At 68.6% G+C, this 13,265-nt stretch carries 13 protein-coding genes; 7 read left to right on the top strand and 6 right to left on the bottom strand.

What is annotated here, in order from left to right; translation table 11 throughout:
* Nucleotides 1–44 precede the first annotated feature (44 nt).
* Complete coding sequence (locus AB0M88_RS26905) at nt 45–416, bottom strand: type II toxin-antitoxin system VapC family toxin (RefSeq protein ID WP_364106882.1); 372 nt, start codon at nt 414–416, stop codon at nt 45–47.
* A complete protein-coding gene (locus AB0M88_RS26900) occupies nt 413–913 on the bottom strand; it encodes a hypothetical protein (RefSeq protein WP_364106880.1) in 501 nt (166 codons plus the stop codon). The genes AB0M88_RS26905 and AB0M88_RS26900 overlap by 4 nt, the downstream gene beginning before the upstream one ends.
* Nucleotides 914–1,836: 923 nt before the next feature.
* Between AB0M88_RS26900 and AB0M88_RS26895 the strand changes: the two genes are divergently transcribed.
* The 3 genes from AB0M88_RS26895 (at nt 1,837) to AB0M88_RS26885 (ending at nt 3,719) form a co-directional block, all read left to right on the top strand.
* Entirely contained in the window at nt 1,837–2,421 is a 585-nt protein-coding gene (locus AB0M88_RS26895; protein WP_364106878.1) for a DUF4360 domain-containing protein, read from the top strand.
* Between the two features lie 31 nt (nt 2,422–2,452).
* Nucleotides 2,453–3,046 carry a DUF4360 domain-containing protein gene (locus AB0M88_RS26890; RefSeq protein ID WP_364106876.1) on the top strand — a complete coding sequence of 198 codons (594 nt, stop codon included), beginning with the start codon at nt 2,453–2,455 and terminating at the stop codon, nt 3,044–3,046.
* A gap of 94 nt (nt 3,047–3,140) precedes the next feature.
* The gene (locus AB0M88_RS26885; RefSeq protein WP_364106874.1) at nt 3,141–3,719 is read left to right on the top strand and encodes a DUF4360 domain-containing protein; all 579 of its coding nucleotides are present in this window, start codon (nt 3,141–3,143) and stop codon (nt 3,717–3,719) included.
* 46 nt (nt 3,720–3,765) lie between these two features.
* Here AB0M88_RS26885 and AB0M88_RS26880 read toward each other — a convergent pair whose 3' ends face one another.
* The gene (locus AB0M88_RS26880) at nt 3,766–4,656 is read right to left on the bottom strand and encodes a GNAT family N-acetyltransferase (protein WP_364106872.1); all 891 of its coding nucleotides are present in this window, start codon (nt 4,654–4,656) and stop codon (nt 3,766–3,768) included.
* A gap of 253 nt (nt 4,657–4,909) precedes the next feature.
* On the opposite strand from AB0M88_RS26880, the gene AB0M88_RS26875 reads away from it, so the two are divergent.
* The gene (locus AB0M88_RS26875; protein ID WP_364106870.1) at nt 4,910–6,529 is read left to right on the top strand and encodes a GGDEF domain-containing protein; all 1,620 of its coding nucleotides are present in this window, start codon (nt 4,910–4,912) and stop codon (nt 6,527–6,529) included.
* Between the two features lie 71 nt (nt 6,530–6,600).
* Here AB0M88_RS26875 and AB0M88_RS26870 read toward each other — a convergent pair whose 3' ends face one another.
* On the bottom strand, nt 6,601–6,858 hold the full coding sequence (locus AB0M88_RS26870; RefSeq protein ID WP_364106868.1) for a hypothetical protein: 258 nt from the start codon (nt 6,856–6,858) through the stop codon (nt 6,601–6,603).
* A gap of 99 nt (nt 6,859–6,957) precedes the next feature.
* On the opposite strand from AB0M88_RS26870, the gene AB0M88_RS26865 reads away from it, so the two are divergent.
* Entirely contained in the window at nt 6,958–7,146 is a 189-nt protein-coding gene (locus AB0M88_RS26865) for a hypothetical protein (RefSeq protein WP_364106866.1), read from the top strand.
* On the opposite strand, the gene AB0M88_RS26860 is transcribed toward AB0M88_RS26865, so the two are convergent.
* The gene (locus AB0M88_RS26860) at nt 7,136–8,257 is read right to left on the bottom strand and encodes a glycoside hydrolase family 88 protein (RefSeq protein ID WP_364106864.1); all 1,122 of its coding nucleotides are present in this window, start codon (nt 8,255–8,257) and stop codon (nt 7,136–7,138) included. The two genes, AB0M88_RS26865 and AB0M88_RS26860, sit on opposite strands and share 11 nt — an antisense overlap.
* A 52-nt stretch (nt 8,258–8,309) precedes the next feature.
* Between AB0M88_RS26860 and AB0M88_RS26855 the strand changes: the two genes are divergently transcribed.
* Nucleotides 8,310–11,768 (top strand): hypothetical protein, encoded by a 3,459-nt coding sequence (locus AB0M88_RS26855; protein ID WP_364106862.1) that lies wholly within the window; start codon nt 8,310–8,312, stop codon nt 11,766–11,768.
* Between the two features lie 7 nt (nt 11,769–11,775).
* On the opposite strand, the gene AB0M88_RS26850 is transcribed toward AB0M88_RS26855, so the two are convergent.
* Nucleotides 11,776–12,372: a TetR/AcrR family transcriptional regulator gene (locus AB0M88_RS26850; protein WP_364106860.1), complete on the bottom strand. Its 597-nt coding sequence runs from the start codon at nt 12,370–12,372 to the stop codon at nt 11,776–11,778.
* A 90-nt stretch (nt 12,373–12,462) separates the two neighbouring features.
* Between AB0M88_RS26850 and AB0M88_RS26845 the strand changes: the two genes are divergently transcribed.
* Nucleotides 12,463–13,128: a carboxymuconolactone decarboxylase family protein gene (locus tag AB0M88_RS26845; RefSeq protein ID WP_364106858.1), complete on the top strand. Its 666-nt coding sequence runs from the start codon at nt 12,463–12,465 to the stop codon at nt 13,126–13,128.
* Nucleotides 13,129–13,265 lie beyond the last annotated feature (137 nt).

Genomic DNA, 13,265 nt, shown 5'->3' with positions numbered 1-13,265 from the left:
CCACTGCAAGATCAAAGGCGGCCTTTGTCTGTCTGGCTGCGCGGTCAGGCGCTCAGAAAATCGACGTCATACTTCTGTACCTGCGGGTCGCGAGACACGAGAGTCAGGCTTTCGAGTTGAGCTTGGGCCACCAGCATGCGGTCGAATGGGTCGCGGTGGTGCATAGGCAGCCGACCTGCTTTGATCCCATGGTCCGCGGTGATGTCTAGAAGCCGGAAGCCGCTGTTGCGTATCCGTTCGGGAAGGTCGGCCGGCTCGAGCTTGCCGAGTGCCTGTTTGATCGCGACCTCCCAGACCGTTGCCGCGCTGACGTAGACGTCGATCTCCTGATCGAGGCGGTCCTTGATGTCGTCGGCGAAGGTCGGGTCGTCGATTAGCCACCACAGCACTATGTGGGTGTCCAGGAGAAGGCTCACTGGGTCACTCCGAAGTCGTCGGCGATGCTTTCGTTCACCTCGGGGGAGTCCCAATCGTCGGCGGCAACGAGCCTGCCCTGCAGAGAGCCTCGCCCGGACCGGACAGCCCCAGGTCGGATTGACTGCAGTGATCTGCGCGCTCCGGAGCCGGTGTCGAGTTGCCAGAAAGTCCAGCCGTTGCGGTTGTCATTGATGTCAGGGTTGTAATGCCTGACCACGGCGCGTGCGGCTCCCGTCGGGGTCTTGAACGACTGGCCCGCGAGTGGTCCGTCGACGATCTCCACGCGTGTTGGCTCGACGAATCGGGCCCGCACCCGGTGGCCTCCGTAGTCCGCGTAGACCGCCACGTCCAGATTGCCGGGCTGAGCGCGCTCGCTGCTCGCCTGGGCGCTGGCGGTGATCAGACGTCGAATGATCGCGTTTTCGGAAAGGTTTGCCATCTGGGCCGCGAAGGCCACGGCCTGTTTCGTGTCCTCGTCGACTTCAATCGTTGCCATGCTCATCACCTCGGTTTTGAAGGTAGCGCATGTCAAGGAAGCAAAGCAAGCAGCACAGCAATCGCAGCACCCGCTGACGGCTGCTCACCTGGAGTGCCGTGGAGGGAATCGCTACGGATCATTTGGCCGTGCCGGGCAGGAGCGCCGGCCGGATGGGCTCCGGACGAGTGCGACTACGCGAGCTTGGCGCGCAACTGCTCCCTCTGGCTTGCGGAGCTCAAGTAAGAGGTGAGCACCTCCACTGCAAGATCGCCGGCGGCGTCCTCGATGGGGATGTCTCCGGTGGTGTCTCTGCGCCAGGACGAGGTGACGTCGCCGTGCTGCCGCGTTCGTGCTGCTGGCCGCGCGAGCGACTTGTCAGCTGACGCCCTCAGCCCGGATGCCCTCAAGAGGTGGCTGGCTTGGCGCGAGGTCCTCGGCCACTTGGCGGTGGCCTGCTCCACGCCTCCTCAGGCACTGCCGCCTGTTTAGCCGCCCGCTCCACTCCATGGCCTGGTGGAACCCTGTCGCGGACTGCGCGAACAGAGGGCCGTCTGCGCGCCGGTCTTCTGCTGCAGGTCATCAAGAACAACAGCAACTCCGCCTATAAGCCGACCTTTGTTCATTCGGACCCGATCGGGCGCCAGGCATGGGTATCCTCGGCAGGCGATCCGGGCGGTACGCGATCGTGTACGAGATCACCGGACTGCCTGCGTGGCCGGCAATCGACCTGATATTCATCCTTATAACGGTGAATTCGGGTTGGGGGCGACCGACTGACGTGGCTTTCAGGGCGCCGATTTGGGGTCGGAAGCGGCGTTTTTCGTTGGCGCCTAATTGCGCGGGACCACCGCATTGATGGCGAGACAGAAGCCTGTCCGTCAATTCGCAGTTCACAGACATCAGATGTGAATGAGAGGATTTCAATGTTCAGGTTGAGGCGGATGATGACGGCCGCAGTCGTCGGAGTATCGCTGGTCGGGCTGCTGATCCCATCGGCGGCGCAGGCGCATGCGCGGCTGGCCGACCCTGTCGTCACGCTGCAGGTCATGGCGGTCAACGGCAGCGGTTGCCCGGCCGATTCGAGCGTCACCACCGACGTGCCGGACAAGACGGCGTTCTCCGTGAGCTTCAGCCAGTTCAAGGCGACCGGCGGTACCTACAAGAACTGCAATGTCACGATTAAGGTCGGCATTCCTGCGGGCTGGACGTATTCGGTCTACGAGGTCATCAATCGAGGCTACGGCGTTCTCGACAAAGGCGCATCCGGCCGAATGATGATGAACTCGTGGTTCACCGGTTTCCCGTGGACCCTGCGCGCGGACCAGACGTTCAACGGGCCGTACGACGACTTCTGGCAGACGGACAGCTCCGCCAGTGCGATGGCCTTCGCCCCCTGCAACGCGTCGACCAACCTGATTCTCAACAACACGCTGCGCGTCGCCGGGCCCGCGACGAGTTCGATGGAGTTGTTCGCGCAGGATGCCCGCGTATCGACCACCTTCCTTCTGAAATGGAAGCAGTGCTGATTTCAGCACGACGACTATAAAAGGAGTTCTCATGTTCCATACCAAGAAGGCGGCGGCACTCCTCGCGGGGGCACTGCTCGGGCCACTTCTCCCCGCAGCGGCTCAGGCGGCGCCGGCGCCGGCACCGGCGATCACCCTCAAGGTCCTGAGTGCCTTCGGCAGCGGTTGCCCCGCGGACACCACCTACGCACAGCCCACCGCGGACAACACTGCCTTCAGCCTGTCCTACAGTGCGTTCCGGGTGTCCGGCAACGACTACAAGAATTGCAAGGTGTCGGTTCGGGTGGCTGTACCCCAGGGCTGGACCTATGCGGTCACCTCGGTGGTCAATCGCGTGACGCCCGACTTGGACAAGCAGTCGGCGGCCAAGCTGCAGATGAACGCATGGTTCACCGGCAGCCCGTGGAACGCATCTGCCGACAATTCGATCAGCGGCCCGAGCACCAACCTGTGGACCACGACGAGCAGCGCCGACGCTCTCATCTACGCACCGTGTAACAGGTCGTTCGACCTGAACGTCAACAACACGCTGCGGGTGACCGGGAACGCCTCGAGTTCCGCCGAGCTCATCGACACCGACATGCAAGCGTCGACGATTTTCAACCTGTCTTGGAAGAAGTGCTGACGGTCGAACGCGTACCGGCCGACGACGGCGCTCTCTGTAGTCGGCCGGTTAGTCGTCGCAAGCGCCGAAACATCCAGGGGGTCCCATGTCCGGATTGAAGATCATCACGATGGCGCTCGTCGGCACTTCTCTACTCGCGCCGTCCGCCCCGGCAGACCCTCGGCCACCGCGGACACAACCGCAGCTCACCGTAAAGCTGCTCAACGCGAACGGCAGCGGCTGCCGTCCCGATGCCGCCACTCCAGCCGTTCGCGCGGTCGTGCTGCCATCCGGGGCGGTTACGGTGCGATATCGGGGATTCACGGTCTCGGGCACCGACTACAAGAGCTGCGTTCTCTTCGTGAGCGTGGCGATTCCGGCCGGATGGACGTATCTGATCCCCTCGGTGGCCAATCAGGCCACCGTCACCCTCGACGCGTCCGCGTCCGCGACCCTTTCGACGGCCATGTGGTTCACCGGCCTGAGCTGGACCGTACGAGACACCAAGAAAGCAACGGGCCCGCAGGTCGGTGCCTGGAACACCAGCGCCGTCCCCCGCCAGGCGGCGTGGGCCCCGTGTGGCACGTCGGTAAACCTTGCTGTCTCCGAAACGATGCGCATCGCCGAAAGTCCCGGTAGTACCGCGCGCCTGATGGCGACGACGTTCGGCCCCCCGAAGTGGCGGCGATGCTGAACGGGGTCGCTTGCAACGACGCGCCGGGCGTAACCGTCGGCCGGGGTCAGAGGTCGAGTTGGTACTCCAGGGCCGTGTGGGTGGGGAGGTAGCCCAACTCGTCGTTGATGCGGCGCATGTGGGTGTTGCTGTTTGCCGTGTCGGTGAGCAAGCCGGTCAGGTCGGGGTGGTTGGTGCGGGCGAGGCGGATTGATTCGGCCTTCAGCCAGCGGCCCAGGCCGTGGCCGCGGTGCTCGGGGAGTACGCCGGTGCCGTAGTGCTGGCCGTCGCCCTTGCCGTTGCCCGGCACGACGAGCTCTGAGAAGCCGACGATGGAGCCGTTCGACTCGTCGATGGCTGCCACGGTGGTGAGCAGATCTCCGCGGTCGGCTACGGCCTGGGCGGCGGCCAGAACCCGCTCGACGTCCCAGGCCACGGTGCCGTAGTCGGTGTCGTCCATCGGCATGTCGTCCATCGCTCGGCGGGAGTCGGCGAAGGTGCGGGCCAAGTCGGCCGGAACGGTGCCGTGCCACGACGTGAGGCGGTAGCCGGGGTGTGGCTGCTCGACGATCGAGTTGATCTGGTCGACCCGGTTGCGGTCCCAATTCTGTAGCGCAAGCCGGGCGTACGTCAGCGTCAGCACGGTGCGGAAGCCGCTTGCGGCCAGGAAGTGGTCGCCGGGCGAGCCGGCGTCGGCCTGGGCGATCACCGACCGCCGGCCCGCCTCCCGCGCCGCAGCGACCGCCGTTTCGAGAAGCCGTGACCCGACCCGCCGGCGTCGCTCCGTGGCGTGCACATTCACCTGCAGCTCGGCCAGGTGTTCCTGACCCGGTCGGGTGAACAGCCGCAGAAACGCGGACCCGAGCGGGTCGCCGTTATCGCCGCTGGCCAGCCAGGCGAGGCGATAGCTGGACGAGGTGCGGTCAGGCTCGGTGAGGGCGGTGATGCGGACGGCCAAGGTCGCTCCCGGGGTGAAAGGGTTGCCTGGGGCACAGTCGATCACGAAGCCGGGCACGGGGGACAGGGAGTTCTCGAGCGGTCCCCCCGCGTACGGAAGGTGTGGGCGCCCCCAGGCGCCGCCGATCGCCCGGCACCCACGGTTCCCAAACGGCCTCGGGGGGTGACAAGCTCATGGGAATGCCCAGGCTGCCGATGGGGAGACAGCGAGCGTGGGGAGACACGGCAACGCGGTTCACAAGGGAGGCGGTCCCGTGCCGAGTGCCGGCTACCTGGACGACGCCCATGCGGCGGCGATTCGGCGGGCTTACGACCTGGTCGGGCGGGCCCAGGGGCAGGACGTCGAAGCGGAGATCGGCGTGGCCGACGACGAGGCGGCCGCGCGGGGCTGGACCGACGTGCGGCTGCTGCTCAAGTGGGCCCGCACGATGGCCGCCCGTGAGACCGGGCTCGACAACGCCGAATATCTGCGGGCCATGCTCGATCTGGCCGAGACCACCGGCGAGACGTCGTTGCTGGCGCTCGCGCTGGCCACGGCGGCGGCGCGGCGCACCGACCTCAAGCGGGCCCTGGATGTGACCGAGTCGACGGCCACCCCGCTCGTGCGGGCCGTGGCGCTGCTCGACGAGGAGAGCGGCCCGGTGGTTCACCGCGCGGCCGCCCTGATCGAGGTCGGCGTCGCCACGCAGGAGCTGGGCTTCTGGGAGCTGGCCGTCGAATGCTACGACCGGGCCGAACGGGATCTGGACGCGGCCGATGATCCGCGTCTGGCCGAGACCGTCATCCTGCAGCGGCGGGTCCTCAGCTACAACCGGGTCGAGGTGGTGCTCGACTGGTCGAGCGCGCAGGCCATGATCGGCAGCTGGGACGCGGCCGCGCAGACCGCCGAAGCAGTGTTGGCCGGCGGCCTTGCCGCCCTCGACGGGGACTGGCCGCCGAGCTGGGAAATGGAGCACCGCGCCCACCTTTACCTGCTCGCCGCCCTGGCCGGGCGGTCGCCGGCCGACGAGGCGGAATTCGCCCTGCCGCCGGACGGGCCCAGCACGGGTGTCTCCTCGGCCGAGGTCGTCGCGCTCGGCGAATCGATCCGCGCCGCCCGCTCCTCGGACACCGCCAGTGCGGCCCGGCTCGCGATGGATCTGGCCGATCATCTCGGCTGGGCGACTCCGCTGGGCACCCGGCTGTTGTGCATGAGCATCGCGGCCCGGCAGCCGGGAACGCCGGCCGTCGTGGCCGCGTACGCGGACGAGCTGGCGCTCCTGCGCTGGAACGCCCGGCTCGACCAGGTCGCCGGCCTGCGGGACGCGATCGACGTCGAACGTCAGCGCCGCGACCACGAGCAGCTCCGCCAGCAGGTCCTGGTCGACGAGCTGACCGGGCTGGCGAACCGGCGGGGCTACCGCGCCTATCTGAACGCGCTGCTGGTGCCCGGGGCCACCGCGGAGGAGCCGCAGGAATACGCCGTGATGATGGTCGACGTCGACCACTTCAAGCAGGTGAACGACCGGTTCGGCCACGACGTCGGCGACCTCGTCCTGGCCCGGATCTCCCGGGTCCTGGCCGCGCACGTACGGCCGATGGATCTCGCCGCACGGCTCGGCGGCGACGAGTTCGTCGTGGTCCTCACCGGTGGCGGCCCGAACCGCCCGGAGAAACGGGCGCAGGAGATCATCGACGCGGTTCGCGAGCAGGCGTGGGACGAGGTGGCGCCCGGTCTCACCGTGTCGGTCAGCATCGGGGTGCACCGCGGCGGCGTCCAGGAGCTGCCGACTCTGCTGACCGACGCCGACCGCAACCTCTACCACGCCAAGAACAACGGCCGCGGTCGTGTCGCGGCGACCGGCATCCACGCCCGGCGGTCGGCTGTCCGGTAGCGCTCGGTCCGGCCGTCGGGACGGGACCATCGACAGGCCGGCCCGCTGAAGAACGCCGCCGGATCTATCCGTCAGCTGCGGGTCAGGTAGGCGGGGGCGGTGATCCGGGCGATGGAGCTGGCGAGCCGGCGCTGTTCGTCGGGGGGCAGCGCGCCGGCGATGTCGGGCATGCGGTCGGCGACGTCGGCGTAGAGGGCGCCGACGATCTCCTTGCCGAGTGCGGTGGTGCTGAGGGCGACCGCCCGCCGGTCGTGCTCGAGCGTTTCCCGCCGTACGAGCCCACGCCGTTCCATCCGGTCGACGAGGCCGCTGAGGCCGTTCTTGGCCACGCCGAGCAGCTAGGCGAGTTCGCCGGCGACGAGCGCACCGGCGGCGAGATCGCCGCGGCGTTCGGCGATCACGCCGGGCTTCCGGCACGGTACGAAGCGTTGCCCCTGCAGGTCCTCGGGGACGACGAGGATTCGCAGGCGATGTTCCGCTGGTTCGCCGAAACGCCGGCCTACCAGGCCGACATCAGCGCGGTGAAGGCGATCGAGCCGGACGCGTGGAACCTGCCCACATGGCTCCGCTCCAGCGGCTGGAAGCTGCCGCCCCCGGCCCAACCGCCTACGCGGTGAGCTTGGCGACCTCGGTGGCGGCCAGCAGGAAGCCGCCGACACCGAAGTCGGCGGTCGAGTTCGTGGTGACCGGCTGGCTGGACTCGGGGGCGTAGCCCACCCCCTGGACGTAGCCGAGGAAGCCGTCCGCGTGCACCGACGTGGCGACCAGCCCGTTCCAGGCCCGGGCGACCACCGGCAGATAGGTCGCCCGGTCGATGATCCCGGTGCGGATGCCGTAGGCGAGGCCGTACGCGAAGTACGCGGTCCCGCTCGTCTCCGGGCCGCCGAAGTGGGCCGGGTCGACCAGGTTCACGTTGAAGAGGCCGTCCGCGCGCTGGGATTTCGCGAGCGAGCGGGCCAGGCCTTGGATGTTGTAGCGGAACTCGGGCCAGCGCGTACCCAGGTCCGGGTTGAGGGCGAGGATCTTGGCGTGGGCGGCGATCGCCCAACCGTTGCCGCGGGACCAGAAGACGAGCTTGCCGGAGGGGGACCGGGCCGCCTTGGCGCCCTCGTCACGCCACCACAGCTCGTTGGTGTAGTCGTAGAGCACCCGGGTGTGCTTGGTGTGGGTGTAGAGCGCGAACATCTTCTGCAGGACCGCGTCGTCGCCGGTCTGGCGGGCCACCCGGACGAATACCGGCATCGCCATGTGCAGCGCGTCGACCCACCACCAGTCGTCCACCTTGGACGGCTGGCTGGTGCTGTGGACCATCTGACGGATCGACTCGTTGATCGCCGCGACCTTGTCGGCCGCGGGCGCGATGTCGTTGAGGTCGTAGTAGACCTGCCCGGCGGTGTGGTTGTCCGCGAGCCGCGTGGAGACTCCGCCGTTGATGGCGTAGTTGTTCTGCTCGGCCCACTGCTGGGTGTACGTCAGATATCGCGCCTCGCCGGTGGACCGGTAGAGAGCCATGTTCCCGCTGAAGTAGCTCGCCCGCGCCCACAGGTTGTCTCCCGGGTTGCCGTTCGCCCCGATCCACTGGTCGTTGACCTTCCGCGCGACCGCGAGCACGTCGGCCCGCGAGGGAAGGACCGAAGCGGGCGTGGTGGCGGCGAACGCGCCGGTTGACGGCAGGATCGCCGCGCCGGCGACACCGGCCAGCAGTTGACGGCGGCTGATCTCGCTCACAAGTCGCTCCCAGTTAATTCAAGGTCTGACGAAAGGATGGAGATATAGAAGCATGAATACCTCCGCCGTGGGGGCGGGACGGCCGGAACGACCGGCGCTCGTAGAGTGGGTCGTCGTGGACGGCCTCTCGTGGGGAACGGGTGTGAACAGTCGGCGCGGCAGTGAAAAGGACGCCGGCGAGGCAGCGGGGGAGTCCACCTGGGACTGGGCCGGTCCGGAGGCGCGGGGGCACTTCACCCGCCGGGCGTACGGGCATCGCGCCGGCGTGCAAGGCGCCGACCTGTTTCGTGGTCGCCGGACGGCGGTCGACCGGGTCGTCGACTGGCTTCGTGTGCCGGAGTGCCCAGGGGAGCCGCTGGTGGTCGTGGGACAACCCGGTTCCGGCAAGTCGGCTGTTGTGGGCCGCGCGGTGTTGCGGGCGCCGACCGCCGGGATCGAGCGAGGGCTCGCGGTGCACGCCCGTGGTTCGGCCGGCGCCGACCTGGTGCGGGCGGTCGCGCGGCTGACCGGACACCCGGAGACCATCGACCGGTTCGACCTCGTGCGATCGCTGCGCGGCGTGGACGGTGGGCGGGTGTGGCCGGTCGTGGTCGACGCGCTGGATGAGGCGCACAGTTCGGCGGAGCGTTCCGTGATCGCGGAACTGCTGGTCGAGTTGGCCTCGGTGCCGTGCATGCGAGTCGTTGTCGCTACTCGCCCGCTCGCCGTCGGAAGCCGCTATGCGCCCGGAACGTTGTTGCGCGGCCTGATGGTGACCGATCCGGGCAGCCCGAATCTGGTCGATCTGGATACGCCCGGATATTTCGACCGGCAAGCGGTGGTTGAATTCGCCGCCGCCTTGCTGGCGCAGGAAGGGGTACCGCAGCCGGGACCGCCCGGACGCGCCTGGCGGCGATTTCGTGACGACGCGCGGTTGACCACCCGGCTGGCGGGCCTCATCGCCGATCGCGCGGGCCACAACTTCCTGGTTGCGGCTCTGGCCGCCTACGACCTGTCCATCGGCCGTAACGCGCTGGACCCGGCCGAGGACGGATTCGTGTCCGCGTCCATCCCGGCCGGCATCAGCGAGGCCATCGACAAATACCTCGACAATCTGCCCGGTCCGCGGCGGGTGAAGACCCGGGGTTTGCTTACCGCCCTCGCCTACGCGAGGGGTGTCGGAGTCGAGGACCCGGTTTGGCTCCGGCTGGCCGAGGCTCTCGGATACCGCGCTGAGGTCGCCGATCTGGACGAGCTGCGCGATTCGACTCCGGCCGACTACCTGTTGCAGGTCAGTCCGGACGACGACGGTGAACCGGCGACCCGGTTGTTCCACCAGGCTCTCGCCGACCATTTTCTGCTCGCCCGCGCATCGCGGCGGACCACGGATGAGCGCCTCATCCTGCGGCGTCTGATGCCAAGGGATCCGGCCGAATGGCCCCGGGCCGGCCGCTATGCCAGGGCTCATGCCGCCGAACACGCGGAGGCCGCGGGATGCCTGCCGGAGCTTCTCCACGAGCCGCGTTATCTGGCGGTCGCCGACATCGACCGGCTGCTACCCGCACTGCCGATCCGGCCGGTGCGCGATCTGCGGCCCACCGTGACGGTCCTGCGCCGCGCCTCCAGCCGGGCTCGAACGTTGCCACCGCACCGCCGGGCCCGCTTGCTGGCTCTGACGGCGGCCCACCTGGGCCACGGTGAGCTGCACCGCAAGTTCGCGTCCTCGGTTCTCTGGGCTCATCGCCTGGGTGATCCTCACCAGCAGATGGCGGGGCATGAGGGGGGCGTCCGCACGGTTGCGACGGGTTCGCTCGGCGGCCGTGATGTGATCGTCTCCGGTGGCTTCGACGACGGTGTGCTGCTGGTTCGGGACGTCGCCGGGCGTCTCGTCATCGGGCCCGTCGACACCGGCGCGCCGCAGGTTTGGGAAGTCGCGGTCGGCCACGATGTGATTGTCGCCCTGGACGGAGACGGCGTGGTGCGCCGCTGGGACGCCGACGGTCGATCGATGGGTGAACTGGTCGGCGGCCAGGCCGGTCCGGTCGCGGCGTTGGCGGTCGGCTCGCTGGACGGCCGAGCCGTGATCGTGACCGGTGGGGATGACGGGTTCGTCGTCTGGGACGTCGAAGGACGCCGTCGGAGTGGGGGAGCCGGCCAGATCGAGGCGCTGGCCGTCGGTTCATGGGGCGGCCGGGATGTGATCGTTTCCGGTGGCGCGGACGGCTTGGTGCACGTGTGGGATGCCGATGGCCGCCCGGCTCGTAACCCTCTTGATCATCAGGATGGGTGGGTCGAGGCCCTGGCGATCGGCCGGCTCGGCGACCGCGATGTCATCGTCTCCGCCAGTGACCGCTCCGTTCGTGCCTGGGATGCGGATGGTCAGCCGGTCTTCGCACCGCTGAGCCTGCCCCACTGGGCGGTCAGAGACGTTGCGGTGGGCCGGCTCGAGGACCGTGACGTGATCGTCTCCGGCGGTGGGGACGGCGTGATCCGCGTGTGGGACGCCGACGGAAAACTGGTGTCCGAACTTCGCGACGGCCGAAGCCCGACCGTGGAGACAGTCACGATCGCCTGTCTCGACGGCCGCGACGTGATCGTCTCCTGCGGAGAGGAGGAAGCCCTCCGGGTGTGGGACGTGGACATCCATTCCGGCGGCAGTCCGATTGCCGGTCACAGCGGCCAGATCGGCGCCGTGGCCGTCGGCCGTCTCGGCGACGGCAACGTGGTTGTCTCGGCCGACTACGACGGAACGATTCGGCGATGGGATACCGACGGCAACCCGATCGGTGGGCCCATCGACAGCGGGACCAGCCTGGTCGTCGCCCTGGCGATCGGGTGGCTCCGCGACCGGCGCGTCATTGTCTCGGGGAGCGTCGCCGCCAACCTGGGAGACAGGAAAGAAGTCCTGATGGTGTGGGACGCGGGAGCACAACTCCTCGGGGAACCCATCGAGGGCCACCACGGCATCGTCAACGACGTGGCCATCGGCCGGGTCGGCGACGGCGACGTCATCGTCTCGGTCGGTGGCCATGAGATCCGGATTCATGACGCGGACGGTCATTTGATCGGTGAGCCGATCGAGGCCGATGGCGGTGCGGTCGAGGTCGGCCGATTCGGCGACGAAGACGTCATCGTGGTCGGCGGCGGGGACGGCCTCATCCTGGTCAGAGACGGCGGCCGACCGGAACGGATCTGGGCCGAGCCGGTCCTGGCCGTAGCGCTGGGCCGGGTCGACGGCCGTGATGTGATCGTCGCCGGCGAGGAGGACGGCCGCGTGCTGATGTGGGAGGAGGGCCGGCTGTCCGGAGCGAAGTCGATCTGTTCCCACACCGGGCAGGTGTCGGCCGTGGCGGTCGGCGGCGACATGATCCTCTCCGCCGGCGACGACGGGAAGGTGCGTTGCTCCACCTCCGACGGGACCGAAGTCGACACCATCGACCTGCTGGAAGCCGTGAACGCCCTGAGCTTCGTCGCCTCGTCGAGAACCCTCTACGTCGCCACCGGGACCGCCCTGTCGCGATGGCAGCTCTGAATCGCGGCTAGAGCTTCAGGCCGACGAGCTTGGTCAGGAAGCGGTCCAGTTGCTCCTCCGCCGGGGGCCAGGGCAGGTCGGGCTCGTTGATGCGCTGGGAGAGCATGCCGTTCACCGCGGTGCGTAGGTCGATCGTGACCGTGGTGGCGTCGTCCGGCGGGGCCGCGCCGGCGTCCATGCAGGCCTGGACGGCGGCCCGGGTGCGATCGACGAGGACGGCCTTGAAGGGCATGCCCAGGCGGCGGTGGACCGCGCTCTCGTGGAGCACCTTGTAGAGGCCGGGATGGCTCTGGGCCCAGGTGGCCTGGGACAGGATGCGGGCTCGTAGGGCGGCGGCCGGCCCGGTGGCGGCCGCGGCGGCCTGGTCGCCGCCGCTGACCAGCTCCTCGTTGCAGCGTTGGAGGACGGCCAGGACCAGCGCGTCGCGGTCGGGGAAATGCAGGTAGACCGAGGTCGCGGCGACCGAGACCGTGCGGGCCACGGCGCGCAGGGAGAGGGCCTCGTCGTCGGCCAGTTCGTCGAGCATGGCGGCGGCGGCGGTGATGATCTGCTCGCGGAGCAGGCCGCCCTGGCCGCGTGCGTTCGGCTTTCTGGTCTTCTCCATCGCCGCAAGTTTAGCTGGACAGCCATCGCGCTACAGCTGTAGCCTCATTCGAACTACAGGTGTAGCGCTACGGACGTAAGGGATATTGCGATGATGGACGTGATCTTTGAGCAGATGGCGGGCGCGACGGCTCGGCACGTGGACGCGATCGCTGAGCTGACGGAGCGCGAGAAGACGTTCCTCCGGGTGGTGGCCGACGTCTGCCAGTCGGCTCTGGGCTCCGGGTTCGAGAGGCATCTTCGCGCGGGCCACGACCACGGCGTGTCCACCTCGGACGTACGAGCGCTTCTGCGCTTCATCTCGTACGACAGTGGCTACCACGCGGCGGCCGCCGGGCTGGAGCGGCTGGTCGAGTTCGAGCACCGCCACGGCATCGTGCCCGACGAAGTCGAGCCCTTGGACGAGGGACTGCTCGTGGTGGGTGAGAGTCCTCTTCCGGCCGCGGCCCGCGAGGAGCTGAAGAAGCTCGACGGGCACTTCCTGGAGCATTTCGACCTGCAGTCGCGCATGCGGTCCGGGCACGGGCCGGGCACGCTCACCGAACGCGAGCGCGGATTCGCGAGCCTGAGCGTCGACGTGCACTACCAGACCCTGGGCGAGACTTTCCGTACGCACATCGGCCGCGCCCTGCGCGGGGGTGCCAGCCGCGAGGATGTGCGGGCCGCCCTGCGGTTCAACGCCCAGTTCGGGGTGACGCGGGCCTGGCGCGCGTGGGAAGCGTTCAACGACTGCCTTGCCGAGCTGCCGGCTCAGTAAGCGATCAGCGGCTGACGCGGGCGTTGGCTCGGGGGCGGGTGAAGTGGCTGGCGCCGGTGTTGCGGTGGCGGCGGGCGGCCGCCGACGTGGTCGGGAAGTGGGCCGGGGCGGGCGCACCCATGGCGGTGGGAGCGCCC

It is taken from the genome of Actinoplanes sp. NPDC051411 (genome assembly GCF_040682075.1).
Classification (GTDB): domain Bacteria; phylum Actinomycetota; class Actinomycetes; order Mycobacteriales; family Micromonosporaceae; genus Actinoplanes.
Note: the sequence above shows the minus strand (reverse complement) of the source record. Positions and strands in the feature narration are given on the sequence as shown.

Excerpts from the sequence above, each read along its gene's own strand:
- AB0M88_RS26900 (WP_364106880.1), bottom strand. The coding sequence starts at position 913 with ATGGCAACGATTGAAGTCGACGAGGACACGAAACAGGCCGTGGCCTTC.
- AB0M88_RS26895 (WP_364106878.1), top strand. The coding sequence starts at position 1,837 with ATGATGACGGCCGCAGTCGTCGGAGTATCGCTGGTCGGGCTGCTGATC.
- AB0M88_RS26890 (WP_364106876.1), top strand. The coding sequence starts at position 2,453 with ATGTTCCATACCAAGAAGGCGGCGGCACTCCTCGCGGGGGCACTGCTC.
- AB0M88_RS26855 (WP_364106862.1), top strand. The coding sequence starts at position 8,310 with ATGAATACCTCCGCCGTGGGGGCGGGACGGCCGGAACGACCGGCGCTC.
- AB0M88_RS26850 (WP_364106860.1), bottom strand. The coding sequence starts at position 12,372 with ATGGAGAAGACCAGAAAGCCGAACGCACGCGGCCAGGGCGGCCTGCTC.
- AB0M88_RS26845 (WP_364106858.1), top strand. The coding sequence starts at position 12,463 with ATGATGGACGTGATCTTTGAGCAGATGGCGGGCGCGACGGCTCGGCAC.